Source organism: Sphingomicrobium arenosum (assembly GCF_026157085.1).
Taxonomy (GTDB): Bacteria; Pseudomonadota; Alphaproteobacteria; order Sphingomonadales; family Sphingomonadaceae; genus Sphingomicrobium; species Sphingomicrobium arenosum.
Genome location: NZ_JANPVN010000001.1, coordinates 2,089,619 through 2,115,420 on the forward strand (window position 1 = coordinate 2,089,619; position 25,802 = coordinate 2,115,420).

Sequence of the window (25,802 nt, forward strand, 5' to 3'; positions counted from 1 at the left end):
CCGCCGAATTTCGCGTGGCGGGCATAAAAGAGGAGGAGCGCATGGATATCCGTGTCGCCGGCCACCAGGTCGATACCGGAACCGCCCTGCAACATCATGTGGCGGATCGGATCGAGACGATGACCGAGAAATATTTTTCACGGGCAGTGGCCGCCAATGTGACGTTCGGACGCGCTCCTCACGACCAGTTTCGCTGCGATATTGTCGCCCCGGTGTCGAACGGGCATGTGCTGAAGGCTTCCAACCGCGCGGGCGATGCGCATATCGCCTTCGAAGGCGCCGCCGACAAGATCGAGCGCCAGTTGAAACGCTATGCCGAGCGGCTGCGCGAACGGCGCTCGGAGCCGATGTCCGAATTGCCGGCCGAGGCCGATTATCGAGTCCTCGATATCGGCAGTGACGAGGAGACCCCTGCGAGCGAAGCGCCCGCGATCGTCGCCGAAACGCATACCGACATCCCTAAGGCGAGTGTCGGCGATGCGGTGATGATGCTCGACCTTCGCAACGCCAATGCGCTCATGTTCAGGAATAACAAATCCAACGAATTGAACATGGTGTATCGGCGCGACGATGGCACCATCGGATGGGTCGAACCGGGACGAGGCTGACAAAGCGCCCAAGTCCCGCTAAAGAGCCCCCCGCCAGGGAGGGCAAAAGAGTATTGTGATGAATTTGAGTGATTTCATCGACTTGTCGTCGATCCGTCTCGACGTGGCCGCCAAGGACAAGCGCGCACTGCTCCAGCAGATGGGGCAGATTGCGGGGCTGAAACTGGGCGTCGAGCCTGCGCGCGTGGTCGAGGCGCTGGTCGAGCGCGAGCGCCTCGGCAGCACTGGATTCGGCGGCGGGATCGCCATTCCCCACGGCAAGATCGCCGGGCTCGATCATGTCTTCGGCATGGTGCTGCGACTCGATTCGCCGGTCGATTACAAAGCCATCGACAAGATGCCGGTGGACCTGTTGTTCCTCCTCCTTTCGCCGCCCGACCGCGGTGCTGAGCATCTGCGCGCGCTGGCGGCAGTGAGCCGGGCAGTGCGCGACGGGGCGACGCTCGAACGACTGCGCGGCGCGCGCGATCGCGATGCCTTTGCCGCGGTGCTGATGAACTGCGATGAACGCACCGCTGCCTGAGGGCGCACACCCGAGCGGGCTCGAGGCACATCTGCGTGGGCTCGAGGCGCTTTATGCCGCCGCTCCCATCAACCAGCGCTTCGTCTCCACCCTGTCGCTGGCCGAGGCGGGCCGGGCGAGGATCGATTTCACCGTCGAGGCCAAGCATTTCCACGCCGCGGGTGCGGCCCATGGTTCGGTCTATTTCAAGATGCTCGACGATGCGGCCTTTTTCGCGGCCAACGGGCTGGTGAGCGATCGCTTCCTCCTGACCACCGCTTTCAATTTGCACTTTACCCGGCCGATGGCCGAAGGGCCCGCAGTCGCCGAAGGCACTTGGATCTCCGGCAAAAGGCGCGTCCTGGTCGCCGAGGCACGGATCGTCGATGCCGACGGCGAAGAATGCGCCCGCGGAACGGGCACCTTCATGCGTAGCCGCATCCCGCTGGCCGGGCTCGACGGCTATCGGGTGCAGGGTTGAACGATCGCCTGCCCGCGGGGCTCGAGGCGCGCGGGCTGATGCGTGCCGCCGAGGGCGCCGGCGGCATGGCGATGGTGTTGCATAAAGGCGATGAAGAGCGCGGATCGCTGATGATCCTGCTCCTCGAAAGGGGCCGGGCGCAGCGACTCCTCGGCCGCGAACTGTCCCGCACGGGGACATATGAATGGACGGATGTCGGCCCCGCCGATCTCGGCAATCCCTCTGAATTGCAAGAGTTTCTTGCCAAATGCCGGCGCTACGACCCCGATCTGTGGGTCGTCGAGATTGATGTCCCCGACGCCGACCTTTTCCGGAAAGAAACCATTTTCGTTTCTTGATTTTGCCATTTTTAGCGTACATTGGCCCCCGGGATTGAAGCGGAGGGTGCGGCAAAAGGCGCGCATCACGCAGTCGGGGTTGCAAGCTTTTCGAGATTTTTTCGACGTGCGGACGCATGAGTGTCCGGGTCTCGAAACGGCAAGCGCACCGCCAAGACCGGGATGGGAATGAAGTTCAGTCTGCGCATCGCCGCTTTCGCGCTTGCGGCCACGGCGACCACGGCGGTCGCCCCCGCGCGCGATGTGCCCGAAATGGCAAGCCTGCCTATGGTCGGATCGGCCGTGGTACCGATCGTGGCCCTGCCCGAAGTGACCCTTCCGGCGACCGAACAATTGCTCGACCAGGGTGAATTGCTGAGCGGCGACGCCGAAGCGCTCGAAGCGCTGCTCGCCCCTGAGGCCGAGCCGATGACCGATATCGCGGACGTTCCGGCGCTGCCCGACGACCTCAAGGCGCTGGTCAAGCATTTCGCGGGCACCGAGCCCGCCAACCAGCAGATGGATTGCCTCGCGCGCGCCGTCTATTTCGAAACCCGCGGCGAACCGCTCGATGGTCAGTTGGCGGTGGCGGAGGTCATCCTCAACCGCGCCGACCATCACCGTTTCCCGAACAGCTATTGCGCGGTGGTCAAGCAGCATCGCCAGTTCAGCTTCGTGCGCGGCGGGCGAATCCCGCAGCCCAATCGCGACAGTCGCGCCTGGCGCACGGCGGTGGCGGTGGCACGGATCGCCGATGCGGGCCATGCCGAGACGGCGATGGGCGATGCGCTCTTCTTCCACGCCAATTATGTGCGGCCCAAGTGGCGGCTGAAGCGCATGGGCGCGATCGGCAACCACATTTTCTACCAATATCACTAGGCGACAGGCCGCCGGGCAGGGCTCGGTGGTCGCCTTTTGTTCTCGCGGCCGCTAGGGTGCGGGGATGGACTGCCTATCCGATTCGCCGCCGGTTGCGCTCGACGTCGCCCGCGGGGTGACGCGCCTGTTCGCGCGCGCTTCGACCTTCATGATCTGCGAGGTGCCGCTGCCCAACGGGCGGCGCGCCGACCTGATGGGGCTCGACGCCAAAGGCAAGCTGGTGATCGTCGAGGTCAAAGTGGCAAAGGCCGATCTCACCACCGACGCCAAGTGGCGCGACTATCTCGACTATTGCGACCGATTCTATTGGGCGGTGACGCCCGAATTGGCCTGGATCTGCGAGGGCGAGGACTATCTGCCCGGCACGTCGGGGTTGATCGTGGCCGACCGTTATGATGCCGCGATCCGGCGCGAGGCGGCGGAAGCGGCGCTGGCCCCGGCGCGGCGCAAGGCCGAGACGGCGCGCTTCGCCCGGCGTGCGGCACGGCGGTTGGCGGCGGGGCTCGACCCGAGCCTTGGTGACGAGCGCTAGCGCAGGATGGGGCCGAAGGTGAGGCCCTCTTCCTCTTCCTCCGCGACCTCTTGCTCGGGGCGCTCCGACGCCTCGATCATCGCGAGGAAGACGGGGTTGCGCGTGTCGCGGCGCGCATAGTCGCGCGCGCTGAGGCCAGCGCTATTGTCGGTGATGTCGGGATTGGCGCCCCTATCGAGCAGCATCGCGACCATGTCCTTGTTGCGCAGCCGCACGGCGAGGTTGAGCGGCGTCTCGCCGGCACGATTGGTGGCATTGGGGTTGGCGCGTGCGCGAAGGAGCGCCTCCATGCTCTGCAGGTCCTGGCGCTCGGCGGCGATCAGGATGGGCGGGGTGCCGTCGGCGCGGGCCAGATTGGGATCGGCGCCGCGCTGGAGCAGCAACACGGCCCAGCTCGGCCTTTTGTCATCGAGCGCGACGTGAAGCGCGGTCTCGCCCGACGTGCTGCGAAAGTTGATGGCGCGAAAATCGGGTCGGTCGAGATATTCGAACACCTTGCCGGCATCGACCTCGCGCACCGCGGCGATGAAGCTTTCGCCCTCCGACAAACGGCCCGCCTGTGCCGAGGCCGGCATGGGGTCGAAGAAAAGCGCCGTGAGGCCGAGCAGGGGGAGGAGCAGACGAAACATGAAACGACCCTATTACTTGCAGCTTGAACATGGGGGCGATCACGCCCTAGCAGTGCGGTGATGAATAGCAAAAAACCGTTCTGGGAAAAGCCCTTGGGCGAATTGGACGCCGGACAGTGGGAGGCGCTGTGCGACGGCTGCGGGCGCTGCTGCTTGCACAAGGCCGAGGATGCCGACACCGGCGACTATTATGCGACCAACGTGGCGTGTCGGTTGCTCGACCTCGAGACCGCGCGGTGCAGCGATTATGCGGGGCGCAAGGCCAAGGTGCCCGACTGTCTGCAGCTCAGCGCGGACAAGGTGGCCGACACGCGATGGCTGCCTTCGACCTGCGCCTATCGCCTGCGCGCCGAGGGCAAGCCCTTGCCCGAATGGCACTATCTCGTCTGCGGCGATCCCGAGCGGGTCCATCGCGTGGGCGAATCGGTGCGCGGCTGGACGGTGAGCGAGGACGAGGCGGGCGATATCGAGCATCACCTCATCGATCGTGCCCTCTGAGCTGCTGATCGAAGGCCTCGACCCGCCGATCGCGGTCGACGTGGTGCGCCATGCGCGGGCGAAGCGTTTCTCGCTGCGCTACGATGCGGCGCGCGACCGGGTGCGGTTGGTGGTGCCCAAGCGTGGATCGGCCCGCAGCGCGCTGTCATGGGCATCACACCAGCGCGACTGGATCGCGCGGCAGCGGGCCGGGCGACCCGAGGCGCTGCCGTTTGCGCCGAACGCGATCATCCCCTTTCGTGGCGAGCAGCTTCGCCTCATCCATCAGCCCGATGCGCCGCGCACGCCTGTCTTCGACGATGGCGCGCTGCTGGTCGGCGGCCCGGTGGAAGGATTCGCACGGCGCGTCGCGACGTTCCTGAAGGATGAGGCAAGGCGGCTGTTGCGCGAGGATGCGGCACATTATGCAGGGCGTGCGGGGGTCGAAATTGGCGCGATCAGCGTCGGCGATGCGAAAAGCCGCTGGGGCAGTTGTTCGGCCGATGGGCGCCTGCGTTTTTCTTGGCGGCTGGTGCTGGTGTCCGATGCCGTGCGCCGATATGTCGCCGCTCATGAGGTGGCGCATCGGCTCCACATGGACCATTCGCCCGATTTCTACGCTGCGCAGGACCGAATCTACGACGGCGATGCGCGCGCGGCACGGGCCGAGCTGAAGCGCCTAGCGCCGGGGCTGCGGCTGGTCGGCGGGGACTGAGGGCGGCGGCGCCAGCGGTTCGACCCGCACCATGTCGGGATTGTCGCGCGGGCGTGGCTGGGGTTGCGGCTGGGGCGCGGGCGCGGGTTCGAGCGGATCGCGGCGCGGCTGGCTGGGGCGCTGGAGCGGGTCGCCGCGCGGCTGGTCGCGGCGCAGCACGCCATCGAGCCATTCGTCATCGACCGGCGGCGTCGCGCCATCAGGCAGCGGCGCGAGCGGGTCGAGCGGATCGCCCTCGATCGGATTACCGTAGGGATCGAGCATCGGATCGCCGTTCATCCAGGCTTCGTCGTCGGGCTCGAGCTGCCAGTCGGGCAATTCGCTGCCGATATCGAAGGATTCGACCGGGCGATTGGCGACGGCCTTGGACATGAAGTCGCGGAAGGCACGCGCCGGGGCCGTGCCGCCCTGGAGCCCGCGCACGGGGCTGTTGTCGTCATTGCCCATCCACACGCCGGTGGTGAGCCCCGAGGAGAAACCGATGAACCAGCCGTCGCGGTTGGACTGGGTGGTGCCGGTCTTGCCCGCAGTCGGGCGGCCGATGTTGGCGGCGCGCCCGGTGCCCGACATGACGCCGGTCTGGAGGAGGTCGGTCATGTCGCTGGCGACCCAAGGGGCGACGAGGACGCGTGGGGGCGCGGGCTCGTGGCTGTAGAGGAGGCGTCCCTCGGCGGTGACGACCTTCGTAATGGCGTAGGGCGGGACCGAGACGCCGCCGCGCGATACGGCGGCATAGGCTCGGGTCATGTCGAGCAATCGCACTTCGGAGGTGCCGAGCACCATCGAGGGATAGGTGTCGATCTGGTCCGATATGCCGAAGCGGTTGGCCATGGAGGCGATGGTGCCGAAGCCCATGTTCTGGCCGATCTGCGCGCTGACGGTGTTGATCGAGCGAGCAAAGGCCTCGCGCAGTGTGACGGGGCCGAGGAAGGTGCGGTTGGAGTTGCGCGGGGTCCAGCCGTCGATGGTGACCTGTTCGTCCATCACCATGTCGTCGGGGCGAAGTCCCTGTTCGAGCGCGGTCAGGTAAACGAACAGCTTGAAGGAGGAGCCGGGCTGGCGCTTGGCGACGGTGGCGCGGTTGTAGATCGATTCGACATAATCCTTGCCGCCGACCAGCGCGCGCACGGCCCCGTCGCGGTCGATGGCGACCAGTGCGCCCTGTGCGCCGCCGGGGGCATGGGCGTTGATCGCGTCGGACGCCCATTGCTGCATGTCGGGATCGAGCGTGGTGTAGACGTCGATCGCCTCCGACGTTTCGCGGATGAGCGTGTCGAGCTGTGGTAGTGCCCAATCGACGAAATAGCGCGCGGCATTGCCGCCGGTGGGCTTCTGGATGACGATCTCGGCGGGATCGACCATCGCGGCTTCCTGGGCCGAGAGGAAGCCGTATCGGACCATCGAATCGAGCACCACGCCGGCGCGGCCGCGCGCCGCTTCGGGATCGGCGGTGGGCGAATAGTTGGAGGGCGCCTTGACGAGCCCGGCGATGATCGTCGCCTCGCCCAGCGTCATCTCGGTCGCAGGATGACCGAAGAAGGTGTTGGAGGCCGCATCGATGCCATAGGCACCGCCGCCGAAATAGACGCGGTTGAGATAGAGCTCGAGGATCTGGTCCTTGGAGAATTTCTGCTCGAGCGCGAGCGCGATGACGCCTTCGCGCGCCTTGCGGATCATGTTGCGGTCGGGGGTGAGGAAGATGTTGCGTGCGACCTGCTGGGTAATGGTCGAGACGCCGCGCGCCCCGCCGAGGCCATCGCCGGCCTTCAGCGAGATCCACATGCCGCGGGCGATGCCGATCGGATCGACGCCGGGATGCGAGCGGAAGCGGCGATCCTCGACCGCGACCATCGAGGTGCGCATGACCTCGGGAATCTGTTCGTAGTCGAGCCAGCGCCCGAAACTGGGGCCCATCGAGACGAGGATGCTGTCGTCATCGGCGCGCACGCGGATCGTCTGGCCAAGGTCGGTGCGGGTGCGCAGCTGTTCGTAGCTGGGCAACGACTGATAGGCGATGAAGACGGCGACGGCGAGGGCGAGGACGCCCAGCGCGGCCAAGGCGGCGCCCCATTTGGCGATGCGGAAAGCGATTTTCCTGATCTTCTGGCTCATGCGCCTCCGGGGGTAGGGCGGCACCGGGTCGGGAGCAAGCGATTAGGCGTCGCCATCGTCCTCGGGGGTGAAGTCGAGGCTGGCCGAATTGACGCAGTAGCGCAGTCCCGTCGGGCCGGGGCCGTCGGGAAAGACATGGCCAAGATGGCTGTCGCAAGCTGAACAGCGGATTTCCACGCGCTCCATGCCGTGCGAGCTGTCGCGATGCTCGTCGACCGCGTCGCCTTCGGCAGGGGCGGTGAAACTGGGCCAGCCCGAGCCCGAATTATATTTGGCGCCGCTTTTGAAAAGCTCTTCGCCGCATGCGGCGCAGCGGAAGGTGCCGGGGCGCTTTTCATCGTTGAGCGCTCCCGAAAAGGGCGGCTCGGTCCCGCCTTCGCGCAGGATGCGATATTGTTCGGGGGTCAGGCGATCGCGCCATTCGGCGTCGGTGAGATGCTTGTCGGCCATGGGCTGACAACCGCCGGACAGGCGGGTTGGTTTCCTGACTGTCCGGGAGGAAAATGGTGCGGTCGAGAAGACTCGAACTTCCACGGCCTTTCGGCCACAACGACCTCAACGTTGCGCGTCTACCAGTTCCGCCACGACCGCACCCGGAGCATCGCGGATCGAAGCGATCCACGCTGGTAAGGCGCGCCCTCTAGCAGGCGAATCAGAGGCCCGCAAGGGCCGATCGCACGGCTTTTCGGGGCATTAGTCGGCAAAGGTCAGGCTGAGGTCGCGCGCGGCCTCGGGAATGTCGGCCTCGGCGCTGTTGAAACTGGCGCTTTCGCCGGGCGCGAGGCGATCGGCGGGGCGGGCGATGGTCCAGCTGTAGACCACGCTGCCGGCATCGTCGATGAGCTCGGCACGGATCGGCGGCACGTCCTGTGCCTCCGCCGAGCTGTTGACGACGCGCCCGCCGAAGGTGAGCAGCTCGTTGCCGCTCGGCAGCTTGGTGCGCGACTGGCTGGTCAGCAGCAATTCGAGCGGACTGTCGCTCGCGGGGCCGGCCTCGGCGAGGCCGAGCTGGTCCTTCCACTGCGGCGGCGCGAACAGCGCGGCGCCCGCGACAGCGGCGGCAATCAATGCGAGGAGAAGCAGCCACGGCCACCAGCGACGGCGCGCCTCGGGCTCATCCTCTTCCTCGATGCCGGTAAAGCCGATGTCATGGACCTGCGTGTCATGGTCGAAGGGGTCGGCGACCTGTTCCTCGGCGATGGCCTCTTCCTGGTGCGCGGCCTGTTCTTCGGCCTCGGCGACGACCTCGGGGTCGATGTCGTCGGCTTCGAACGCCGGTTCGTCGGTCGCGGGTTCGGGTTCGGCGTCGTGCTCCGGCTCGGGCGGCGGCGGGGGCGGCGGGATGTCCTCGGCCTCCGGCATGGCAGGAGGCGCGGGCTCGCTCGCCACCGGCTCGGCGGGAGGCGCGGGCTCGGGCGGAGGCGGCGCAGCGACGGGCGGCGCCGCTTCGGGGGCCTCGGCAGCCTCCGGCGCCGGGTCGGGATCGGCGTGCCACTTGTGGCCGCAATTGGCGCAGCGCACGGTTCGGCCTTCGGGGGGGATGGCCCCCGGCTTGATGTTGTAGCGCGTCGCGCAGGCAGGACAGGTCAGGATCATGGTTTCCCTACTCGACTTTTAAGGACGAAAGCGCAACATGGCGCGGATGGCAAGTTTTGGCGGTAATCGGGGGAGTCGGATCGGGGCGACGATGCGACGGGGCGAGCGCGCGGCATGATCGCGTCGTTCGATCATGTCGGTTTGCGTTACGGGACGGGCGCCGAAGTGCTCCACGATCTCGACTTCAAGCTCGCCAAGGGCGGCTTCTATTATCTCACCGGGCCGTCGGGTGCGGGCAAGACGAGCCTGCTGAAGCTGCTTTATCTCGCGCAAAAGCCGACGCGCGGGCGGCTGACGCTGTTCGACGAGGATATCATGGAGCTACCGCGACGCGCGCTGCCCGCGCTGCGGCGACGGATCGGTATCGTCTACCAGGATTTCCGGCTGGTCAACGAACTGTCGGCCTATGACAATGTCGCGCTGCCCTTGCGGATCATGGGGCATCACGAAGAAGAGATCGCCGGACCGGTGGGCGAGATGCTCGACTGGGTCGGGCTGTCGGATCGCGCCGGGGCGCGGCCGCCGACGCTGTCGGGGGGCGAACAGCAGCGCGTCGCCATCGCCCGTGCGGTGATCGCCAAGCCCGAATTGCTGGTGGCCGACGAGCCCACGGGCAACGTCGATGCCGAGATGGCGGGACGCTTGCTGTCGCTGTTCAGCGGCCTCAATCGGCTCGGCACGACAGTGTTCGTTGCAACGCACGACCTGTCGCTGGTGAAGCAGACGCCGGGGGCGACGCTGCTTCGGCTCGACAAGGGAACGTTGAAGGACCCGACGGGTGCCTTGCGCAACCCGCCGCGGCGCGAGGCGCGCTAGGGTGGCGCGCGAGACGAGCCTGCTGCCGGGGCTGCGCGGCAAGGGTGCGGGGGCGACCGGCTACCTCCTCGCGATCATGCTGTTCGTCATGACGGTGACGGGCGCGGCGGGGCTCGCGCTTAACAATGGCAGCCGCATGGTCGCGGCGGCGAGCGCCGGCGATTATGTCGTGCAATTGCCGGGCGGGGCCGATCAGGCCGCGGCGCTCGAGGCGTTCGTTGCGGCGCAGGACGGGGTCGCCGAGGCAGCAGCGGTGCCGCAGGAGGATGTCGACGCGCTGCTCAGTCGCTGGCTGGGGCCGGCGGCGCAGGAGGCCGACCTGCCGCTGCCCGCGCTGATCGAGGTACGGATGGACGGCGAGGCGGCGGCGCTGCGTTCGGCATTGGCCGAGGAATATCCCGAGGCGGGGTTGGCGGCGCAGGCGGAGACGCTGGCGCCGCTGCTGGGCGCCTTGCGCGCGGTGGCGCTGGCGGGGCTCGGCCTCGTGCTGGCGATCGCGCTGGCGGCGGCGGCGGCGGTGGTGCTGGCGACCCGCGCGGCGCTGGCGGCCAATCGCGCGACGATCGCGACGCTTCATGGCATGGGCGCGACCGATCGTCAGGTGTCGCGCCAGTTCGACCAGCGGATCGCGCGCGAGGCGCTGACCGGCGGAACGCTCGGCAGCCTCCTCGCCTTGATGGTGCTGTTCGCGGTCTCGCGCACCGGGGGAGCGAGCCTGTCCTTCCTCGTCGGCGGGGCGAGCCTGTTAGGCTGGCCCGAGTTTCTCGTCCTGTTTGCGCTTCCGCCCATCGCGGCGGGGATCGCTTATGTGGTTGCGCGCGCGACGATCCTGCGCGATCTGCATCGCGAACCATGATCCTTCGCCTCTTCTCCCTCCTCGTCGCGCTTTATGCGCTGGGCTTCATCCTCTTCGCGATCAGCCTCGGCACCCCCGCGCCCGCCGACCGGACCACGGTCGCGGCGGTGGTGCTGACGGGGGGCAGCGGACGGATCGAGCAGGGAATCGAGCGATTGGAGCAAGGCCGCGCCGAGCAATTGCTCATCGCCGGCGCCGATCCGCTGGTGACTCAGGCGGACCTCGTCGAGGTCACGGGTGCGCGAAAGCGACTGTTCGACTGCTGCATCACCATCGGGTCGGAATCGGTCGACACCATCACCAATGCCGAAGAGGCGAAGGCGTGGGTCCAGAAGAACGGCTATGCGGAATTGCTGCTGGTCACGAGCGACTGGCACATGCGCCGCGCCGCCTTCGAGTTTCGCGAGACGCTGGGCAGCGAGGTCACCATCATCGAGGATGCGGTGCCGAGCGAGCCGAGCCTGCTTACCCTGTTCGGCGAATATAACAAATATGTGCTGCGCCGGATCGGCATCTGGGTAGGGCTGTAGACGATGATATTCCTGCGCAATCTGTTGTTCGTGCTCATCTTCTACCCGGCGACGATCCTGGTGTGCATCACCGGGCTGCTGGTCGCGCCGATCGGGGCGAAGCCTTTGCGCGCGGTGGTTCGTTTCTGGGCGGTGCTGCACCGCTGGCTGGTCAAATATGTGCTCGGCATCCGCTTCAAGTGGAATCGCGAGGTGCCCGAGGGGGCGTATCTGATCGCGGTGAAGCACCATGCCATGCTCGAGGCGGTCGATACGCTGCGTTTTGCGCGCACGCCCATCGTGGTGATGAAGCAGGAGCTGGTCGACCTGCCCCTATGGGGTTGGGTGACGCGCGTGTTCGGGGTGATCGGGGTGGATCGCTCGGCGGGCGCCAAGGCGCTCAGGGACATGGTCAAGCGCGGCAAGAAAGCGCAGGCCGACGGGCGCCCCATCGTCATCTTCCCCGAAGGCACGCGCGTGCCCGCGGGCGCTGCGCCCGAGCTGGGGTCGGGGTTCGCAGGGCTCTACCGGATGCTCGGCATGCCGGTCGTGCCGATCGCGCATGATTCGATCTACGTCTGGCCCAAGGGTTTCATCAAGAAGCCGGGCGTGGTGCGTTTCCATGTCGGCGAGATCATCCCGCCCGGCCTGTCGCGCAAGGAGATCGAGCGCGAGGTGCACGAGGCGATCAACCGCTTCGTCGCCGAGGAACGGGTCGCCCCGCGCGACGAAGCGGAATAATCAACCGCGCAGCTTCGCGCCTTTGGCCTCGGCCGCCGTCACGATCTTCTGCGAGATTTCGGAGAGCTCTTCCTCGGTGAAGCTCTTGTCACCCGGCTGGAGCGTCACCTCGATGGCGAGGCTCAACCCGTCCTTGCCTTCGAAGCGGTCGAAGATGCGGGTCGCGACGATCCGCTTCTTGTCGGCACCGGCGACGGCGCGTTCGAGCTGGATGGCATTGAGGTCTGCCGGCACGATGAAGGCGAAGTCGCGGCTGACCGGCTGGAGCGCGGGCGGCGCAAAAGCGGCGCGGGCGCGGTCCGTGTTGCGCGGCGCGGGAATGGCATCGAGATAGATTTCCGCCGCGACCGTGCCTTCGGGTAGGTCTAGCGTCTTCAAGAGCGCCGGGTGGAGCTCGCCGAAGCGGGCGAGGATCTTCTTGGGACCCAGGCCGAGCGCGGCCGAGCGACCCGGGTGCCAGTCCTCGCCCGCACCCTCGAAGATCGAGAGATTGGCGGTGGGGGCACCGGCGGCATCGAGCAACGCATAGGCTTCGGCCTTGGCGTCATAGGCGGTGAAGCCGCGCGCCTTGCCCGCCTGCCAGCCGCGAGGGAGCGCGTCGCCGACCATCAGCAGCGTGGCGGTCGGCTTCTCCCCTTCGGCGAGGTAGCGGCGGCCGAGTTCGAACAGGCGGACCGAGGACTGGCCGCGATCGAGGTTGCGGCGCGCCGCGGCGGCAAGGCCGGGGAGGAGCGAGGGGCGCATGACCTTCAAATCCTCGCTGATCGGGTTGGCTAGCTTGTGCGCACCGCCGCCGAAGGGCTCGGCCTGCTTTTCGGAAATGAAGCTCCAGGTTATCGCCTCGTGGAGACCGCGCGCGGCGGCGGTGCGTCGCAGGCGGCGCTCGGCGATCTGGCCGCGCGTGGCGGTCGGCTCGGCAACGCCGAAGTCGCGCGGCAGCGCGGTGGAGGGAATCTTGTCGAAGCCGTGAAGGCGGGCGATTTCCTCGACCACGTCGGCCTCGCCCTCGATGTCGGGGCGCCAGGTGGGAAGCGCGAGTTGCCAGCTGGCCTGACTGTCGCCATCGGTGGCGATGATCGAAAGGCGGGCCAAGATGGCGCGCTGTTCCTCGTCGGCAAGCTGGATCCCTGCAAGTTCGGCAAGCCGCTGCGGGCGGTAGGTGATGGTACGCGTTTTATGGTCGCGCACCTCCGTCAGCCGCGCCGCGCCCGCGACGCCGCCGGCATGGGCGATCATCATCGCGACGGGGGCTTCGACGCCCATCGCGTTGGTCGCGGGATCGACGCCGCGTTCGAAGCGCATGCGCGCGTCGGTCACGAGATTATGCCGCTGGCCGGTCTTGGCGACCGTCTCGGGGTCGAACCAGGCGGATTCGACGAGGAGCGCGGTGGTGGTCTCGTCGACCCCCGTCGCCTCACCGCCCATGACGCCGCCCAGCCCGATCGCGCCGCGATCGTCGGCGATGACGATGTCGGCTTCGGTCGGGACATATTCCTTGTCGTTCAATCCCATGAAGCGGTCGGCTTCGCCGCGCCCGGCGCGCACGACGATATCGCCCTGGAGTTTTGCAAGGTCGTAGACGTGCAAGGGACGGGCGCGGTCGATGGTGAAGAAATTGGTGACGTCGACGAGCGCGCTGATCGGTTTCTGGCCGATCGCTTTCAGGCGGCGCTGCAGCCAGGCGGGGCTCTGGCCGTTCTTCACGCCGTGGATTTCGCGCGCCCAGAAGCTGGTGCAGCGCGGATCCTCAATGGTGACGCCGACCGAGGGGGCCTCGGTGCCGGGGGGCAGCGCGGGGGCATCGGGGGTCTTCAAGCTACCGAGCCCGGCGGCAGCGAGATCGCGCGCGATGCCGTGGACGCCCATGCAATCAGGCCGGTTGGCGAGCACGTTCACGTCGAAGACGGGATCGTCGAGATCGGCATAATCGGCGTAGCTTTGGCCGACCGGCGCGTCTTCGGGCAGTTCGATGATGCCGTCATGGTCCTCGCCAAGCTGGAGCTCGCGCGCCGAGCACATCATGCCGAAGCTGTCGACGCCGCGGATGGTCGCTTCGCCCAAGGTGAAGTCGGGGCCGGGGACGTGCGTGCCGGGGCCGCCGAACACGCCGACGAGGCCTTCACGGGCATTGGGTGCGCCGCAAACGACTTGCAGCTGTTCGCTGCCATTATCGACGGTCAGGACCTGCAGCTTGTCGGCCTGCGGGTGGGGTTCGGCGGAAACGACGCGTGCGACCTTGAAGGGCCGGATCGCCTCGCCGGGGTTGGAGACCTCCTCGACCTCTAGGCCGATGGCGGTCAGCGTGGCGGCGATCTCGTCGACCGAGGCGTCGGTGTCGAGATGATCCTTGAGCCAGGACAAAGTGAACTTCATGCGCCGACTCCCGCCGACAGTGTGGGGGTGTCGAGCATGCCGAATCCATAATGTTTGAGCCAGCGAAGGTCGCCGTCGAAGAAGGCACGCAAATCGTCCATGCCATATTTGAGCATGGCGAGGCGGTCGATGCCGCAGCCGAAGGCAAAGCCCTGCCATACATCGGGGTCTAGCCCGCAATTGGCGATGACCTTGGGGTGGACCATGCCGCTGCCCAGCACTTCCATCCAGCCTTCGGACCCGCCGACGACGCGGCGGCCCTTCACCTGCGACCAGCCGACATCGACCTCGGCCGATGGCTCGGTGAAGGGGAAATAGCTGGGACGCAGTCTGAGCACGATGTCGTCGCGCTCGAAAAATGCCTTGAGGAAGGTCTCGAGCGTCCACTTGAGATGGCCCATGTGGATGTTGCGGTCGATGACGAGGCCCTCGACTTGGTGGAACATGGGGGTGTGGGTGGCGTCGCTGTCCGAGCGATAGACGCGGCCCGGCGCGATGATGCGGATGGGCGGCTGCTCGCGCATCATGGTGCGGATCTGGACGGGCGAGGTGTGGGTGCGCAGCACCGGCGGGGCGCCCTCTTCACCGGTGGCCAAGTAGAAGGTGTCCTGCATGGCGCGCGCGGGGTGCGCCTCGGGAATGTTGAGCGCCTCGAAATTGTGCCAATCGTCCTCGATCTCAGGCCCTTCGGCGACAGCGAAGCCCATGTCGGCGAAGATCTCAGACAGTTCGTCCATCACTTGGCTGACCGGGTGCACGCTGCCGAGCGGGGTTTCGTCGACGGGCAGCGAGAGGTCGAGCTTTTCGCTGGCAAGGCGGGCTTCGAGGGCCTCGTTTTCGAGCGCGGCCTTGCGCGCCTCGATGGCATCGGCGACGGCCATGCGCGCGCCCTGGATCTTGGGCCCTTCCGCCTTGCGCGTGTCGGGGTCCATCTTGCCCAGCGTCTTGAGCAGCTGGGTGATTTCCCCCTGCTTGCCGAGGGCTTCGACGCGGACGGCGTCGAGGGCGGCGAGGTCGCCGGCCTTGGCCACTTTGTCGCTGTAAAGCGTTACGAGTTCATCAGGTGCGGGCATGTTTCTTCCTTTGGAGCCTCGCCTAGCCGCTCAGGGCGGTTTTTTTCAAGGAGGGAAAGAGGATGCATTGGCCTGAGCTCAGCGCGGAACGCGACGGATCGACTTGGGAACGGCTCCATTTGGCGAGCCAGATGATCGGCAAGGTGAAGCTCGCGAACAGCGTTTGGACCAACCATGGCTGGCATATCGCGCTGCAGCCGGTGCCCGAGGGTCTCGTCACGCTGCCGGTCGATACGGGCGGGCGGCGCTTCACGCTGGGGCTGGACCTTTGCCGCCATGCCGTGGCGCTGGCGACCGACAATGGCACACGCGATGCGGTGGCGCTGGGCGACGGGACAATCGCCGACCTGCACGGGGCGCTGGTCGGGATGCTCGACCGGCATGGATTGCCGAGCGGTTTTCATGGCGTGCCCAACGAGGTCGAGGAAGCGATGGCCTTTGCGAAAGACGACCGCGCGCTGCCTTATGACGAGGATGCGGCGATGCGGCTGCGACAGGCGCTGGTGGCGATGCTGCCCGTGTTCGACCGTTATCGCGCTGGGTTCATCGGCAAGTCGAGCCCGGTGCATTTCTTCTGGGGCAGCTTCGACCTCGCGGTGACGCGCTTTTCAGGGGCCGAGGCGCCGACGCATATCGGCGGTGTACCGGGGCTGCCCGATGCCGTGACCCGCGAAGCCTATAGTCACGAAGTGGCGAGCGCGGGCTTCTGGGCGGGCGGCGCGGCGCGGGCCGAGCCCCTGTTCTACGCTTATGCCTATCCCTCGCCGGAGGGATATGCGGGGAGCAGCCTGTCGGTCGGCGGCTGGTCGGACGAACTGTCCGAATATGTGCTCGCCTATGACGAAGTGCGCGGCGCGAGCGATCCCGAAGCGATGCTGAAGCGCTTTCTCGAGGAGAGCTATGCGCTGGCGGCCGACAAGGCGGGGTGGGATCGCGAGGCGCTCGAACGCGCGCCGGTCGCGCCATAGAAAAAGGCGCCGGAGCGAGTGCTCCGACGCCTTCGTCTGTTCGGTGTGAGAAATCGCTTAGGCGGCGGCTTCGGCCGGGAGCGACTTCTTGACCTGCGCGATCAGCGAGCTGAACGCTTCGCCTTCGTGCATCGCCATGTCGGCGAGGACCTTGCGGTCGAGCTCGATGCCGGCAAGCTTGAGGCCATGCATGAAGCGACCGTAGGTCAGGCCTTCGGCGCGGACCGCAGCGTTGATGCGCTGGATCCAGAGCGCGCGGAAGTTGCGCTTCTTCACCTTGCGATCGCGGTAGGCGTACTGGCCGGCCTTTTCGACGGCCTGACGAGCGATGCGGATGGTGTTCTTGCGACGACCGTAATAACCGCGGGCTTCCTTGAGGATCCGCTTATGCTTGGCCTTGGTGGTCACACCACGTTTGACGCGTGCCATAGTCTATATCCTTCCTGATCCTTAGAGCCCGTAGGGCGCCCACTGCTTGAGACGCTTGGCGTCGCAGGCGGGCAGCACTTCGGTGCCGCGGTTCTGGCGGATGTACTTGGCATTGTGGCTGATCAGGCGGTGGCGCTTGCCAGCGACACCATGCTTGACCTTGCCCGAAGCGGTCATCTTGAAGCGTTTCTTGACGCCGCTCTTGGTCTTCATCTTCGGCATTTTCGTCTCCGTTTGTTGTCGCGACTGAAGGCGCGACGACGATTTGCAACCTGCCACGGCAGCCTAGGTGGCCGGACCGGTCGGATTTCCAATGATTTGGAAGATCGGGGGCGCGTTTAGCGGGGCAGAGGTGATTCTGCAAGGAAAAGAGGGGCGCGCCCTCAGAGGAGCCCGAGGTGGTCGAAGAGGATGCGGGTCCCGAGCAGGATGAGGATCGCGCCGCCGCCGATTTCCGCCCGCTTTCCAAAGCGTGTCCCGATGCGCGCGCCAATGGCGACGCCCACCAGCGAAAGGGCGAAGGTCACGAGGCCGATGGTGAGGAGCGACGTGGGCAACGGCACGTCGAAGAGGTCGAGCGTCAGCCCCGCCACGGCGGCGTCCACGCTCGTCGCCACCGCGGTGACGACGATGGCGCGGAGCGAAAGACGGGCAAGCGTGGGCTCGGCGGCGTCCAGCCCCTCGCGGATCATCTGCACGCCGATATAGCCGAGCAGCGTGAAGGCGAGCCAATGGTCGATGCGATCGATCACGCCGGCGAATAGGTCGCCGAACCCGACGCCGATCAGGGGCATCGCGCCCTGAAACAAGCCGAATGCCAGCGCCAGAAGAAGCCCGTCGCGCCAGCCGATGCGGGCGGCACCGCGGGCAACGGCGGCGGCAAAGGCGTCCATCGCCAGCCCGATGGCGAGCAGCAGGACAGCAATCATCGCTCGATTAGTCGAACAGCGAGCTCACGGAGCTTTCATCGGCGATGCGGCTGATTGCCTCGCCGAACAGGGGCGCGATGGTGAGGGTGCGGACCTTCTGGCTCTCGCCCATGCCTTCGTGGTGAATCGAATCGGTCACGACCAGTTCGTTGAGGACGGATGCGTTGATCTTGGCCTCGGCAGCGCCCGAGAGGACGCCGTGCGAGCAATAGGCCATCACGTCGGTCGCGCCCTGTTCCTTCAGCGCGGCGGCGGCGTTGCAGAGCGTGCCGCCGCTGTCGACGATATCGTCGATGAGGATGCAGGCATGGCCCTCGACATCGCCGATGATGTTCATGACTTCGCTCTCGCCCGCGCGCTCGCGGCGCTTGTCGACGATGGCGAGCGGGGCGTTGTCGAGACGCTTGGCGAGGCTGCGCGCGCGGACCACGCCGCCGACGTCGGGTGAGACCACCGCGATCTTCTTGTCGCCGTAGCGCGCCTGGATGTCGGCGGCCATGACGGGCGCGGCCCACAAATTGTCGGTGGGAATGTCGAAGAAGCCCTGGATCTGGCCGGCGTGGAGATCCATCGTCAGCACGCGGTCGGCGCCCGCCTGGGTGATGAGGTTGGCGACGAGCTTGGCCGAGATGGGCGTGCGCGGACCGGGCTTTCGATCCTGCCGGGCATAGCCGAAATAGGGGAGCACCGCGGTGATCCGCTTGGCCGAGGCGCGCCTGAGCGAGTCGATCATGATGAGCAATTCCATCATGTTGTCGTTCGCCGGATAGCTGGTGGACTGGATGACGAACATGTCCTGCCCGCGGACATTTTCGTGGACCTCGACGAAAATCTCCTCGTCGGCGAAGCGCTTCACGCTGGCCTCGACGAGGGGGAGTTCGAGATAGTCGGCGATCGCCTTGGCGAGCGGCGGGTTCGAGTTGCCGGCGAGGAGTTTCATGCGCGTGGGAGCCCCCATGAAGAAGATGTGACGTTTCTTTAGCGGGCCGGAGACAGGAAGCACAACCTTGTGAGTGCCCGAAATGCGCCTTAAGCGGGCCGGATGAACTTTCGCCTCGCGCTGTGCCAGATGAACCAGAAGGTCGGCGATCTTGCCGGCAATGTCGAACGGATGCTGGAGTGGCGCCAACGCGCCGCCGAAGCGGGGGCGGACATCGTCATGTTCCCCGAGATGCAGGTCACCGGCTATCCGACCGAAGACCTTGTCATGAAACCCGCGTTCGTGCGGCGCGCGATGGCGGCCAACGAGAAGCTCGCCGACGCGACGGCGGACGGCGGCCCGCCGATCATCTTCGGCTCGATCCACGAGCATGACGGCGCGCTCTACAATGCCAGTTTCCTTGCCGAAACGGGCGGGATCGCGGCGTGGCGGGCCAAGCATGAACTGCCCAATTACGGGACTTTCGACGAGCATCGCATCTTCGACGCGGGCCCGTTGCCCGATCCCGTGGAATGGAATGGCGTCAAGTTGGGGCTGCCGATTTGCGAGGATATCTGGCTGGAGAAGGTGTGCGATCATCTGTCGGACCAGGGGGCCGAGATCCTGCTGGTGATGAACGGCAGCCCGTATGAGCTGGACAAGGACGAGACGCGCCAGAAGATGGTGCGCGAGCGGATGAACGAGAGCGGATTGCCGCTGGCCTATCTCAACCGCGTCGGCGGGCAGGACGAACTGGCCTTCGACGGGTCGAGCTTCGTCATGAACACCGGCGGCGGGATCGCGGTGCAATTGCCCGACTGGGACGAGAAAATGGTGATCGTCGACTGGGAGAAGACCGACGACGGCTGGGTCTGCGCGGAGGGGGCGAAGACCCCGCTCGATCCCTACCCCGAGGATGTCTATCACGCGATGATGGTCGGGCTGGCCGAATATGTCGACGGCAACGGCTTTCCCGGCGTCATTCTCGGCCTGTCGGGCGGGATCGACAGTGCGCTGAGCGCGGCGGTGGCGGTCGATGCGCTGGGTGCCGACCGGGTTTGGTGCGTGATGCTGCCGAGCGATTACACGAGCTCGGAAAGCCTCGAGGACGCCAAGGCCTGCGCCGAGATGCTGGGGTGCCGCTATGACATCATCCCGATTCTGCCCGGCACCGATGCGCTGCACGAGATGTTGGGGCCGAGTTTCGAAGGCAAAGAGGCGGACACCACCGAGGAGAATATCCAGTCGCGCCTTCGCATGGTGACTCTGATGGCGCTGTCGAACAAGTTCGGGCCGATGCTGCTGACCACCGGCAACAAGAGCGAGATGAGCGTGGGCTATGCGACGCTCTATGGCGACATGGCGGGCGGCTACAACGTGCTGAAGGACGCCTATAAGACGACCTGCTTCCAGCTGTCGCGCTGGCGCAACCGGCACAAGCCGCGCTTGGCCAAGGGGCCCGACGGGCCGGTCATGCCGATGAACATCATCACCAAGCCGCCGACCGCCGAATTGCGCCACGACCAGAAGGACGAGGACAGCCTGCCGCCCTACAAATTGCTCGATCGCATTCTCGAGAGCCTGATCGAGGAAGAGAATAGCGTGGCAAAGACGGCGCGGCAGACGGGAGCGGCAGAGGAACTTGTCGCGGATATCGAGAAGCTGGTGCTGCGTTCGGAATATAAGCGCCGCCAGGCGCCCATCGGGGTCAAAATCGGCAGCCGGAACTTCGGGCGCGATCGGCGTTATCCCATGACCAACGCTTTCAGGACTGGAAATTGACGATGAAGACATTGTTCGCGCTCTCGATCGCGCTGCCGCTCATGCTGGCCGCCTGCGCCGATGCCGAGGCGCCCGAGGATGCCGATGTACAGGACCCGGCGGCGCTCGATGAGGCGCCCGAGGAGAAGGCCGCACTCGACCTGTCGGGCCAATGGCAGGTGATCGCGCACAACAATATCAAGATCGGTTCGGTCTATGCGGCGATCGCCAGCTTTGGCGAGGACGACGTGATGACGGTCAATTCGGACTGCCTCACCATGCGTTTTCAGCTCAACCGCGACGGCAACATGGTCGAGCCGCAGCATCTCGGCACGACCCAATGCGGGCGACCGCAGACCGATGGCGAGCTGATGATCGAGGAAGTGGTGCCGCAGGCCAATATCATCGCCGAAAGCCAGGGCGAGCTGATGATGTCGGGTCCCGGCGGCACGTTGCGGCTGGTGCGTCCCGGCAGCGTTTGAGCCGTCGCGTGCTTGCGCGGGATCACTAAAGCGGCTTAGCTCCAACCCTTCGTGACCGGGGGGCATGGATGTTCAAGGCGACGCGCGATGTGATGCTGGGGGCGGGGCGGCGCGTGGCTGCCGTGTGGCGCGACATGCGCGGGCGCGGGATGGTCGGGTTGTTCGTCTTCGAATTGGTGGTGGTGACGCTGGGTGTCCTGCTCGCGCAGGGGATCGCCAATCATACCGCCGAGCGCGCCACCCGCGATCGGATAGAAGCGACGCTTGCGCGATTGGACGAGGGCGCGGCGCTCAACATGAGCATTGCCGAAGGCTGGCTCCTGACGGCGCGCTGTATGCGTGGTCGGGTAGAGGGCATCATGCGGCTGGCGGGCGAAGGACGCGCGCTGCCAGAAGGATGGACCGACCGGCCGCCGATCGCCGGAACCTATGACGCTTCGCTCAGTGACGAGGAAAGCGTGCTCGTGCGGCGGCTTGTCGGCGAAAACCGGGCCTTCGGGCATGAGGCGTTCGAATTGCACCGGCTGTCGCTCGATCGCGGGGCCGAATCGGTGACCAACCAGTGGAACCGCCTTGCCATCCTCGACCCCGCACTTGGACCCGTCAGCGATCTCGACCGCAGCAACGCGCGGCTTGCCGCCGCCGACCTGCTCGCCTCCTTCCGACGCATCGAGATTTCCGCCGCGCAGCTACTGGCGTCGGGGCAGGCGATGGGGCTGGAGACCGACTATCGCGGCTCGCGGGTGGCGACGAGCTGCGAGGAGTTCTGGCAAGCCGGCGCGCACCTGCCTGTCGATAGCGGCGGGGCGTCCTGATGTTCGCGGCGATCAGGCAGCGACTGGTTGGGGCGTGGACGCGGCTGCGCGAGGGCAATCTCGCAAAGCTATTCGCCTTCGAATTCACCGTTGTGCTGCTGGGCGTACTCGCCGCGCAGGGAGTGGCCGATTGGGCGGGCGAGCGGGCGGCGGACCGTCGCGCGATGGAAGCGGCGGCGCTGGCCGAGGAACTGCTCGCCGAATCAGCGGCGGTGGCCGCGCAATGGGAGGGGCAGGCGCATTGTTTCGAAGCGCAGATGCGTGATGTCATGCGCGCGTCAACGCGCGGCGCACCGCTCGATCCGGTACGATTGCAGCGCCCGTCGGTGGCGCTGCCCGCGCCCTTTCGTATCCCGCCCGACCAGATCGTTCGGCTACGGCGGCTGCGCGGTGAAGAGGTCGCCTGGCATTTCGATTCAGCCGCCGACCAGGTCGATCGGTTCGACGAACGGCTGATCGAGCTGGCCGACACATGGCGGGCGTTCGCCTTGCTAGAGCCACGCAACGGGACGCCCGACGCCACCGATTATCGCGACGCGCGGCGGGCGGCTGCCAACATCCTCACGCTGATGGACGGCCTGTCGATCAATGCGCGCAATATTGCTGCGTCGGCGGCGGTGATTGGGGTCGAGCCGTGGCAGGACCCGCGCGGCGGACGGGTCGCGAACAGCTGTGCGGAGATGTGGATCTATGGCAAGTCGCGCTTCACCGCCGAGGATTTCGACGCCGAGGGACGACTGACGCTCCAGCCGCGCGTCGCAGGTGACAGCGAAGACGTGGGGCTTTAAGCGCTGCGCCCATGAAAACGCGCTTCGCCCCCTCGCCCACCGGCCGCCTCCATGTCGGCAACATCCGTACCGCGCTGCAGAACTACCTACTGGCCAAACGCCATGGCGGGCAGTTCCTGCTCAGGCTCGACGATACCGATGCGGCGCGCTCGACCCCCGAGTTCGCCGAGGCGATCAAGGTCGACCTCGAGCGGCTCGGCATGAGCCCCGACGCGACGTTCCGTCAGTCGGATCGTTTCGCACGTTACGAGGAGGCGTTCGACCAGCTGAAGCGCGATGGCCGCATCTATGCCTGTTACGAAACGCCCGAGGAACTGGAGCTGCGGCGCAAGGTGCTGCTGGGGCGTGGTCTGCCGCCGATCTACGAGCGGCCCGAAAGCGAGAATGCGCCGGTCGACGGGGTGGCGCCGCACTGGCGCTTTCGGCTCGATCATGCCTCGGCGATCGAATGGGACGACGGCGTGCGCGGACCCCAGCATTTCGAGCCGGCGAAGATTTCGGACCCGGTCATCCGCCGCGCCGATGGCTCGTGGCTCTACATGCTGCCGAGTGTGATCGACGATGCCGACCATGCGATCAGCCATGTCGTGCGCGGCGAGGATCATGTGTCGAACAGCGCCGTGCAACTGCAGATGTTCGATGCGCTGGGGGCGACACGCCCGGCGCTGGCGCATACCGCGCTGATCGTCGCGGCGGCGGGCAAGTTGTCCAAACGCGAGGGCGCGAAGGGACTGGAAGCGCTTGACGAGGAAGGGGTCGAGCCGATGGCGCTGCTGTCGGTGCTGGCGCGGATCGGCACGTCGCAGCCGGTCGAGCCGGCGCACGACCTAAACGCGCTGGCGGCGGGGTTCGACCTGTCGACCTTCGGGCGGGCACCGGCGCGGTTCGACTGGGCCGAGGTGGCACAGGTCAATGCGCGGCTCCTGCACGAGATGGATTATGCAGAGGTCGCCGATCGGATCCCCGAGGGCGTGGACGCGGCGCGCTGGCAGGTGCTGCGCGGCAATGTCGAACGTCTTGGCGAGCTAGAAGACTGGGTCGATGTGTTCGACGGGGAGATCGCGGTGCCCGCGCTCGACGAAGAGGACCGGGCCTTTCTTGAAGAGGCGGCAGGCCTCGCCGAGGGTATCGCATGGGACGAGGGCGCTTGGAGCGCGCTCACAGGCGAATTAAAGGCTCGCACCGGGCGCAAGGGCAAGGCGCTGTTCCTGCCGCTGCGGCTCGCGCTGACGGGGCGGGGATCCGGACCGGAGATGGCGGCACTGTTGCCGTTGATCGACAAGAAGCGTGCGGTCGCCCGCTTGCGCGCCTGATCGCTTTCGGTTGCATTTCAGGATGTTGCGCCTGCAAAGCGACGGGCTTGCGCCGATTATGTTATAATGTAACATTACATCATCTCGGAAGGAGAGATGTGATGCTTGCTTATGCCCCCCGTGAACAACAGAAGCGCCAGGCGCTGCCGCTCGCGCTGATCGCCGCCGCCCATGTCGGCGCGGTGGCGCTGTTCATGACGCTGAACCCTGGCATGGTCGGATCGGTCAAGGAGCGAATCACCGAGGTGACATTCCTGCCCAAGGATCCGCCGCCTCCACCCCCGTTGGTCGAACCGGTCGAGACGCCGCCGACACCCGCGCCGCTTCCGCAGACGCCGGCACTGACGGTGCCCGAGCCGCTGGTCCCCCTGCCGCCGACGAGCCCGCTGCCCTCGCCTACTCATCTCGACCCTGCGCCGGTCATCGACCCGATCCCCGCGCCACGCGTCGGGCCGAGCCTGCCGACCAGTGGCACGGCCATCGTCCCGCCGCTGATCGGGGCGACGCTCCTGACCAGCGGCGCGGACCTGCAGCCGCCCTATCCGGCGCGCAAGATTCGCGATGGCGAGGAGGCCGTGCTCCAACTGCGCCTGTCGATCGACGCGCGTGGCCGGGTCACGGCGGTCGAGCCGGTCGGCAATGCTGACCGCGACTTCCTGCGCGCCGCCGAGCGGCACCTAAAGCGCGTGTGGCGCTATGCCCCCGCCACCAAGGCCGGTGAAGCGGTCGCCTCCACCACGGTCATCACGCTGCGCTTCGTGCTCGAATAGGACCGACCCGCGCGGTCGCCTGCGGTCGGGGCTGGCGTGGCCGCCCCGGCCGTCCTATCTAGGGGCCATGTCCTTCATGCCTCCCTTCCAGCCGCGCCGGGCGATGGGCGATCTCAAGAGCTTCATCGCGCATCGCGACAAGACGCACCTCATCGGGCTCACCTTGTCGATCCTGACGGTGGCGATCATCCTCGTGATCTTCTTCGCCGACTCCAAGGTGAATACCTCGCCGGGGCGTAGCGTGACCTATGTCGAACTCTACGAGAGCGACCGTAGCGACGAGGAAATCGTCGCGCGCCAGCAGGCCGACAAGGCGGCGATCGAGGAACGGGCCAAGGCGCGGCAGGAGGAATTCCAAAAGATCGACGAGGCGCTCGAGAGGGCGGGCTTCTGAGCGCAGCCATCACGCCCGCGACCGCGATGGCGCGGGCCATCGACCTTGGCGAACGCGCGCGCGGGCGAATCGCACCGAACCCCGCCGTCGGCTGCGTTATTCTCCGTGACGGCGTCATCATTGGCGAGGGCGCGACCCAGCCTGGCGGGCGCCCGCATGCCGAGGCAGTGGCGCTCGAGCGCGCGGGCGAGCTTGCGCGCGGTGCCAGCCTCTATGTGACGCTCGAACCTTGCGCACATTCCAGCGTGCGCGGGCCGACCTGCGCGCGCAGCATCGTCGAGGCCGGCGTCGGCAAGGTCGTCATCGCTTGTCTCGACCCCGACCCGCGCACGGCGGGGAGCGGGGTGACGATGCTGCGCGAGGCCGGAATCAAGGTCGAGACCGGGCGCGGGGCGAAGCGGGCGGCGCGCAGCCTGGCGGGCTATTTCACCCGACTCGCGCTGGGGCGCCCGCGGGTGACGCTCAAGCTGGCGCTGTCGATCGACGGGAAGATCGCGCTGCCGTCGGGCGAATCGAAATGGCTGACGGGCGCCGAGGCGCGTGCCGATGTTCATCGCGAACGGGCGCGCGCCGACATGATCCTTGTCGGGCGCGGCACCTATGAGGCCGACGACCCGGGGCTTGATGTGCGGCTGCCGGGGCTGGAGGATTATTCGCCTCAGCGCCTGCTCCTGTCGCGCACGATGGAGGCGCCCGAGGGCTGGACGGCGCTGCGCGATCCGATGGACATTCACGGACTCGCCGCCAACGACCTGCTGGTCGAGGGCGGATCGGGGGTGGCGACGGCATTCCTGAAAGCGGACCTCGTCGACCGCATCCTCATCTATCGGGCCCCGATCCTGATCGGCGAGGGGCAGTCGTCGATCGGCTATGTCGGGCTCGACCGGATCAACGATGCGCATGGTCGCTGGGCGATCGGCGAGGCACGAAGCCTCGGGCTCGACCGTCGCGAAGTCTATGAACGCATTCGGGAAAACACACGGCTAGAAAATTGATATCATATTCTCTCAAGTCTCCT

Annotated in this window: 31 protein-coding genes and 1 tRNA gene; 21 read left to right on the forward strand and 11 right to left on the reverse strand. The window is 66.6% G+C overall.

Annotated elements, in window-relative coordinates; genetic code table 11:
* Positions 1 to 41: 41 nt before the first annotated feature.
* The 6 genes from hpf to NUW51_RS10500 all read left to right on the forward strand — a co-directional run bounded on the left by hpf (position 42) and on the right by NUW51_RS10500 (position 3,319).
* Positions 42 to 608, forward strand: a complete 567-nt coding sequence (hpf, locus tag NUW51_RS10475) for a ribosome hibernation-promoting factor, HPF/YfiA family (protein ID WP_265587467.1) — start codon at positions 42 to 44, stop codon at positions 606 to 608.
* 58 nt (positions 609 to 666) lie between these two features.
* Positions 667 to 1,131 carry a PTS sugar transporter subunit IIA gene (locus tag NUW51_RS10480; protein ID WP_265587468.1) on the forward strand — a complete coding sequence of 155 codons (465 nt, stop codon included), beginning with the start codon at positions 667 to 669 and terminating at the stop codon, positions 1,129 to 1,131.
* Positions 1,112 to 1,591 (forward strand): PaaI family thioesterase, encoded by a 480-nt coding sequence (locus tag NUW51_RS10485; RefSeq protein ID WP_265587469.1) that lies wholly within the window; start codon positions 1,112 to 1,114, stop codon positions 1,589 to 1,591. The genes NUW51_RS10480 and NUW51_RS10485 overlap by 20 nt, the downstream gene beginning before the upstream one ends.
* Positions 1,588 to 1,929 carry a DUF1491 family protein gene (locus NUW51_RS10490; protein ID WP_265587470.1) on the forward strand — a complete coding sequence of 114 codons (342 nt, stop codon included), beginning with the start codon at positions 1,588 to 1,590 and terminating at the stop codon, positions 1,927 to 1,929. Before NUW51_RS10485 ends, NUW51_RS10490 begins: the two co-directional genes overlap by 4 nt.
* Before the next feature lie 168 nt (positions 1,930 to 2,097).
* Positions 2,098 to 2,787, forward strand: coding sequence for a cell wall hydrolase (locus NUW51_RS10495; RefSeq protein WP_265587471.1), 690 nt, complete (start codon positions 2,098 to 2,100; stop codon positions 2,785 to 2,787).
* Between the two features lie 64 nt (positions 2,788 to 2,851).
* Entirely contained in the window at positions 2,852 to 3,319 is a 468-nt protein-coding gene (locus NUW51_RS10500; protein ID WP_265587472.1) for an MmcB family DNA repair protein, read from the forward strand.
* Here the strand turns inward: NUW51_RS10500 and NUW51_RS10505 are convergent.
* Positions 3,316 to 3,948, reverse strand: a complete 633-nt coding sequence (locus tag NUW51_RS10505) for an ankyrin repeat domain-containing protein (protein ID WP_265587473.1) — start codon at positions 3,946 to 3,948, stop codon at positions 3,316 to 3,318. The genes NUW51_RS10500 and NUW51_RS10505 overlap by 4 nt on opposite strands.
* A gap of 60 nt (positions 3,949 to 4,008) precedes the next feature.
* On the opposite strand from NUW51_RS10505, the gene NUW51_RS10510 reads away from it, so the two are divergent.
* Together NUW51_RS10510 and NUW51_RS10515 are read left to right on the forward strand one after the other, a co-directional pair.
* Positions 4,009 to 4,446 carry a YcgN family cysteine cluster protein gene (locus NUW51_RS10510; RefSeq protein WP_265587474.1) on the forward strand — a complete coding sequence of 146 codons (438 nt, stop codon included), beginning with the start codon at positions 4,009 to 4,011 and terminating at the stop codon, positions 4,444 to 4,446.
* Positions 4,436 to 5,140 carry a M48 family metallopeptidase gene (locus tag NUW51_RS10515; RefSeq protein ID WP_265587475.1) on the forward strand — a complete coding sequence of 235 codons (705 nt, stop codon included), beginning with the start codon at positions 4,436 to 4,438 and terminating at the stop codon, positions 5,138 to 5,140. Before NUW51_RS10510 ends, NUW51_RS10515 begins: the two co-directional genes overlap by 11 nt.
* Here NUW51_RS10515 and NUW51_RS10520 read toward each other — a convergent pair.
* From NUW51_RS10520 to NUW51_RS10535, 4 genes are all read right to left on the reverse strand, one after another.
* Positions 5,105 to 7,252, reverse strand: coding sequence for a transglycosylase domain-containing protein (locus tag NUW51_RS10520; RefSeq protein ID WP_265587476.1), 2,148 nt, complete (start codon positions 7,250 to 7,252; stop codon positions 5,105 to 5,107). The genes NUW51_RS10515 and NUW51_RS10520 overlap by 36 nt on opposite strands.
* A 42-nt stretch (positions 7,253 to 7,294) precedes the next feature.
* Positions 7,295 to 7,702, reverse strand: a complete 408-nt coding sequence (gene msrB / locus NUW51_RS10525; RefSeq protein ID WP_265587478.1) for a peptide-methionine (R)-S-oxide reductase MsrB — start codon at positions 7,700 to 7,702, stop codon at positions 7,295 to 7,297.
* Between the two features lie 54 nt (positions 7,703 to 7,756).
* A tRNA-Leu gene (locus NUW51_RS10530) sits at positions 7,757 to 7,843 on the reverse strand.
* Positions 7,844 to 7,945: 102 nt separating this feature from the next.
* Positions 7,946 to 8,848, reverse strand: coding sequence for a zinc-ribbon domain-containing protein (locus NUW51_RS10535; protein ID WP_265587479.1), 903 nt, complete (start codon positions 8,846 to 8,848; stop codon positions 7,946 to 7,948).
* Positions 8,849 to 8,962: 114 nt separating this feature from the next.
* Between NUW51_RS10535 and ftsE the strand changes: the two genes are divergently transcribed.
* From ftsE to NUW51_RS10555, 4 genes are read left to right on the forward strand one after another with little or no spacing between them, the layout of a single operon-like run.
* Positions 8,963 to 9,664: a cell division ATP-binding protein FtsE gene (ftsE, locus tag NUW51_RS10540; protein WP_265587480.1), complete on the forward strand. Its 702-nt coding sequence runs from the start codon at positions 8,963 to 8,965 to the stop codon at positions 9,662 to 9,664.
* Position 9,665: 1 nt separating this feature from the next.
* Positions 9,666 to 10,520, forward strand: a complete 855-nt coding sequence (locus NUW51_RS10545) for a cell division protein FtsX (protein ID WP_265587481.1) — start codon at positions 9,666 to 9,668, stop codon at positions 10,518 to 10,520.
* A complete protein-coding gene (locus tag NUW51_RS10550; protein ID WP_265587482.1) occupies positions 10,517 to 11,050 on the forward strand; it encodes a YdcF family protein in 534 nt (177 codons plus the stop codon). The genes NUW51_RS10545 and NUW51_RS10550 overlap by 4 nt, the downstream gene beginning before the upstream one ends.
* 3 nt (positions 11,051 to 11,053) lie before the next feature.
* The gene (locus NUW51_RS10555) at positions 11,054 to 11,770 is read left to right on the forward strand and encodes a lysophospholipid acyltransferase family protein (RefSeq protein ID WP_265587483.1); all 717 of its coding nucleotides are present in this window, start codon (positions 11,054 to 11,056) and stop codon (positions 11,768 to 11,770) included.
* On the opposite strand, the gene pheT is transcribed toward NUW51_RS10555, so the two are convergent.
* On the reverse strand, positions 11,771 to 14,143 hold the full coding sequence (gene pheT, locus NUW51_RS10560; RefSeq protein WP_265587484.1) for a phenylalanine--tRNA ligase subunit beta: 2,373 nt from the start codon (positions 14,141 to 14,143) through the stop codon (positions 11,771 to 11,773). It lies immediately after the preceding gene.
* Positions 14,140 to 15,216, reverse strand: coding sequence for a phenylalanine--tRNA ligase subunit alpha (gene pheS / locus NUW51_RS10565; protein ID WP_265587485.1), 1,077 nt, complete (start codon positions 15,214 to 15,216; stop codon positions 14,140 to 14,142). The genes pheT and pheS overlap by 4 nt, the downstream gene beginning before the upstream one ends.
* 62 nt (positions 15,217 to 15,278) lie before the next feature.
* On the opposite strand from pheS, the gene NUW51_RS10570 reads away from it, so the two are divergent.
* A complete protein-coding gene (locus NUW51_RS10570) occupies positions 15,279 to 16,184 on the forward strand; it encodes a DUF5996 family protein (protein ID WP_265587486.1) in 906 nt (301 codons plus the stop codon).
* Between the two features lie 57 nt (positions 16,185 to 16,241).
* On the opposite strand, the gene rplT is transcribed toward NUW51_RS10570, so the two are convergent.
* From rplT to NUW51_RS10590, 4 genes are all read right to left on the reverse strand, one after another.
* Positions 16,242 to 16,613 (reverse strand): 50S ribosomal protein L20, encoded by a 372-nt coding sequence (rplT, locus tag NUW51_RS10575; protein WP_265587487.1) that lies wholly within the window; start codon positions 16,611 to 16,613, stop codon positions 16,242 to 16,244.
* A 21-nt stretch (positions 16,614 to 16,634) separates the two neighbouring features.
* The gene (gene rpmI / locus NUW51_RS10580) at positions 16,635 to 16,835 is read right to left on the reverse strand and encodes a 50S ribosomal protein L35 (protein ID WP_244381900.1); all 201 of its coding nucleotides are present in this window, start codon (positions 16,833 to 16,835) and stop codon (positions 16,635 to 16,637) included.
* Positions 16,836 to 16,996: 161 nt separating this feature from the next.
* On the reverse strand, positions 16,997 to 17,542 hold the full coding sequence (locus NUW51_RS10585) for a manganese efflux pump MntP (RefSeq protein ID WP_265587488.1): 546 nt from the start codon (positions 17,540 to 17,542) through the stop codon (positions 16,997 to 16,999).
* A gap of 7 nt (positions 17,543 to 17,549) precedes the next feature.
* Positions 17,550 to 18,482 (reverse strand): ribose-phosphate pyrophosphokinase, encoded by a 933-nt coding sequence (locus tag NUW51_RS10590; protein ID WP_265587489.1) that lies wholly within the window; start codon positions 18,480 to 18,482, stop codon positions 17,550 to 17,552.
* Between the two features lie 102 nt (positions 18,483 to 18,584).
* On the opposite strand from NUW51_RS10590, the gene NUW51_RS10595 reads away from it, so the two are divergent.
* The 8 genes from NUW51_RS10595 (at position 18,585) to ribD (ending at position 25,779) form a co-directional block, all read left to right on the forward strand.
* On the forward strand, positions 18,585 to 20,243 hold the full coding sequence (locus tag NUW51_RS10595; protein ID WP_265587490.1) for an NAD+ synthase: 1,659 nt from the start codon (positions 18,585 to 18,587) through the stop codon (positions 20,241 to 20,243).
* A gap of 2 nt (positions 20,244 to 20,245) precedes the next feature.
* The gene (locus tag NUW51_RS10600; protein WP_265587491.1) at positions 20,246 to 20,704 is read left to right on the forward strand and encodes a hypothetical protein; all 459 of its coding nucleotides are present in this window, start codon (positions 20,246 to 20,248) and stop codon (positions 20,702 to 20,704) included.
* Between the two features lie 68 nt (positions 20,705 to 20,772).
* Positions 20,773 to 21,519, forward strand: a complete 747-nt coding sequence (locus tag NUW51_RS10605; protein ID WP_265587492.1) for a hypothetical protein — start codon at positions 20,773 to 20,775, stop codon at positions 21,517 to 21,519.
* Positions 21,519 to 22,307, forward strand: coding sequence for a hypothetical protein (locus tag NUW51_RS10610; RefSeq protein ID WP_265587493.1), 789 nt, complete (start codon positions 21,519 to 21,521; stop codon positions 22,305 to 22,307). Before NUW51_RS10605 ends, NUW51_RS10610 begins: the two co-directional genes overlap by 1 nt.
* Positions 22,308 to 22,318: 11 nt before the next feature.
* Positions 22,319 to 23,620: a glutamate--tRNA ligase gene (gltX, locus tag NUW51_RS10615; RefSeq protein ID WP_265587494.1), complete on the forward strand. Its 1,302-nt coding sequence runs from the start codon at positions 22,319 to 22,321 to the stop codon at positions 23,618 to 23,620.
* Positions 23,621 to 23,721: 101 nt separating this feature from the next.
* The gene (locus NUW51_RS10620; protein WP_265587495.1) at positions 23,722 to 24,390 is read left to right on the forward strand and encodes an energy transducer TonB; all 669 of its coding nucleotides are present in this window, start codon (positions 23,722 to 23,724) and stop codon (positions 24,388 to 24,390) included.
* Between the two features lie 67 nt (positions 24,391 to 24,457).
* Positions 24,458 to 24,784, forward strand: a complete 327-nt coding sequence (locus NUW51_RS10625) for a hypothetical protein (protein ID WP_265587496.1) — start codon at positions 24,458 to 24,460, stop codon at positions 24,782 to 24,784.
* Between the two features lie 26 nt (positions 24,785 to 24,810).
* Complete coding sequence (gene ribD / locus NUW51_RS10630) at positions 24,811 to 25,779, forward strand: bifunctional diaminohydroxyphosphoribosylaminopyrimidine deaminase/5-amino-6-(5-phosphoribosylamino)uracil reductase RibD (RefSeq protein ID WP_265587497.1); 969 nt, start codon at positions 24,811 to 24,813, stop codon at positions 25,777 to 25,779.
* The last annotated feature ends 23 nt before the right edge of the window (positions 25,780 to 25,802 follow it).

What these genes read in the sequence shown, in the direction of transcription:
- NUW51_RS10500 (WP_265587472.1), top strand. Translation starts at nt 2,852, where the DNA reads ATGGACTGCCTATCCGATTCGCCGCCGGTTGCGCTCGACGTCGCCCGC.
- pheT (WP_265587484.1), bottom strand. Translation starts at nt 14,143, where the DNA reads ATGAAGTTCACTTTGTCCTGGCTCAAGGATCATCTCGACACCGACGCC.
- ftsE (WP_265587480.1), top strand. Translation starts at nt 8,963, where the DNA reads ATGATCGCGTCGTTCGATCATGTCGGTTTGCGTTACGGGACGGGCGCC.
- NUW51_RS10480 (WP_265587468.1), top strand. Translation starts at nt 667, where the DNA reads ATGAATTTGAGTGATTTCATCGACTTGTCGTCGATCCGTCTCGACGTG.
- NUW51_RS10570 (WP_265587486.1), top strand. Translation starts at nt 15,279, where the DNA reads ATGCATTGGCCTGAGCTCAGCGCGGAACGCGACGGATCGACTTGGGAA.
- NUW51_RS10600 (WP_265587491.1), top strand. Translation starts at nt 20,246, where the DNA reads ATGAAGACATTGTTCGCGCTCTCGATCGCGCTGCCGCTCATGCTGGCC.
- NUW51_RS10590 (WP_265587489.1), bottom strand. Translation starts at nt 18,482, where the DNA reads ATGAAACTCCTCGCCGGCAACTCGAACCCGCCGCTCGCCAAGGCGATC.
- gltX (WP_265587494.1), top strand. Translation starts at nt 22,319, where the DNA reads ATGAAAACGCGCTTCGCCCCCTCGCCCACCGGCCGCCTCCATGTCGGC.
- NUW51_RS10550 (WP_265587482.1), top strand. Translation starts at nt 10,517, where the DNA reads ATGATCCTTCGCCTCTTCTCCCTCCTCGTCGCGCTTTATGCGCTGGGC.
- NUW51_RS10620 (WP_265587495.1), top strand. Translation starts at nt 23,722, where the DNA reads ATGCTTGCTTATGCCCCCCGTGAACAACAGAAGCGCCAGGCGCTGCCG.
- NUW51_RS10625 (WP_265587496.1), top strand. Translation starts at nt 24,458, where the DNA reads ATGTCCTTCATGCCTCCCTTCCAGCCGCGCCGGGCGATGGGCGATCTC.
- NUW51_RS10610 (WP_265587493.1), top strand. Translation starts at nt 21,519, where the DNA reads ATGTTCGCGGCGATCAGGCAGCGACTGGTTGGGGCGTGGACGCGGCTG.
- pheS (WP_265587485.1), bottom strand. Translation starts at nt 15,216, where the DNA reads ATGCCCGCACCTGATGAACTCGTAACGCTTTACAGCGACAAAGTGGCC.
- NUW51_RS10585 (WP_265587488.1), bottom strand. Translation starts at nt 17,542, where the DNA reads ATGATTGCTGTCCTGCTGCTCGCCATCGGGCTGGCGATGGACGCCTTT.
- hpf (WP_265587467.1), top strand. Translation starts at nt 42, where the DNA reads ATGGATATCCGTGTCGCCGGCCACCAGGTCGATACCGGAACCGCCCTG.
- msrB (WP_265587478.1), bottom strand. Translation starts at nt 7,702, where the DNA reads ATGGCCGACAAGCATCTCACCGACGCCGAATGGCGCGATCGCCTGACC.
- rplT (WP_265587487.1), bottom strand. Translation starts at nt 16,613, where the DNA reads ATGGCACGCGTCAAACGTGGTGTGACCACCAAGGCCAAGCATAAGCGG.
- ribD (WP_265587497.1), top strand. Translation starts at nt 24,811, where the DNA reads ATGGCGCGGGCCATCGACCTTGGCGAACGCGCGCGCGGGCGAATCGCA.
- NUW51_RS10595 (WP_265587490.1), top strand. Translation starts at nt 18,585, where the DNA reads ATGAACTTTCGCCTCGCGCTGTGCCAGATGAACCAGAAGGTCGGCGAT.
- rpmI (WP_244381900.1), bottom strand. Translation starts at nt 16,835, where the DNA reads ATGCCGAAGATGAAGACCAAGAGCGGCGTCAAGAAACGCTTCAAGATG.
- NUW51_RS10505 (WP_265587473.1), bottom strand. Translation starts at nt 3,948, where the DNA reads ATGTTTCGTCTGCTCCTCCCCCTGCTCGGCCTCACGGCGCTTTTCTTC.
- NUW51_RS10485 (WP_265587469.1), top strand. Translation starts at nt 1,112, where the DNA reads ATGAACGCACCGCTGCCTGAGGGCGCACACCCGAGCGGGCTCGAGGCA.
- NUW51_RS10520 (WP_265587476.1), bottom strand. Translation starts at nt 7,252, where the DNA reads ATGAGCCAGAAGATCAGGAAAATCGCTTTCCGCATCGCCAAATGGGGC.
- NUW51_RS10510 (WP_265587474.1), top strand. Translation starts at nt 4,009, where the DNA reads ATGAATAGCAAAAAACCGTTCTGGGAAAAGCCCTTGGGCGAATTGGAC.
- NUW51_RS10555 (WP_265587483.1), top strand. Translation starts at nt 11,054, where the DNA reads ATGATATTCCTGCGCAATCTGTTGTTCGTGCTCATCTTCTACCCGGCG.
- NUW51_RS10535 (WP_265587479.1), bottom strand. Translation starts at nt 8,848, where the DNA reads ATGATCCTGACCTGTCCTGCCTGCGCGACGCGCTACAACATCAAGCCG.
- NUW51_RS10605 (WP_265587492.1), top strand. Translation starts at nt 20,773, where the DNA reads ATGTTCAAGGCGACGCGCGATGTGATGCTGGGGGCGGGGCGGCGCGTG.
- NUW51_RS10495 (WP_265587471.1), top strand. Translation starts at nt 2,098, where the DNA reads ATGAAGTTCAGTCTGCGCATCGCCGCTTTCGCGCTTGCGGCCACGGCG.